Origin of the sequence: Saccharothrix sp. NRRL B-16348 (assembly GCF_001280085.1) — a bacterium.
In the GTDB taxonomy this organism is placed as follows: domain Bacteria; phylum Actinomycetota; class Actinomycetes; order Mycobacteriales; family Pseudonocardiaceae; genus Actinosynnema.
Genome location: NZ_LGED01000137.1, coordinates 1 through 306, shown reverse-complemented (window position 1 = coordinate 306; position 306 = coordinate 1). Strand labels below are relative to the sequence as shown.

General features: G+C 74.2%; 1 pseudogene. It reads right to left on the bottom strand.

The features are described from left to right. Positions 1–185: 185 nt before the first annotated feature. A pseudogene (locus ADK67_RS55360) lies at positions 186–306 on the bottom strand (IS481 family transposase); the annotation flags it as partial.

The following is a 306-nucleotide window of genomic DNA, read 5'->3' as shown; positions in this document are numbered from 1 at the left end:
CTCATGGGGCGTGTCGCATGCCGTTCCCCCCGCATGCCGTCGCGATCACGGCGGTTTCCGCTGTGACCAGGGGCCGCGTCGCCCGACGCCTCGCCCACCCCCTCCTGGCGGCAAGCCCCCCCCCGCGGCGCCGGCCGGACCTTCACGATCCGGCGTTCGCGGCGGGTGGGCAGGCGGCGGGGACTTCGGTGGGGGCGGCTGGAACGTTGGGTGATGCCCGCCTGGATGAGGGTGTCGCGCCACAGGTGTGAGCGGTAGCAGGCGCCGTTGTCGGTCAGCACCCGCTTGACCGTGATGCCGGCGGTC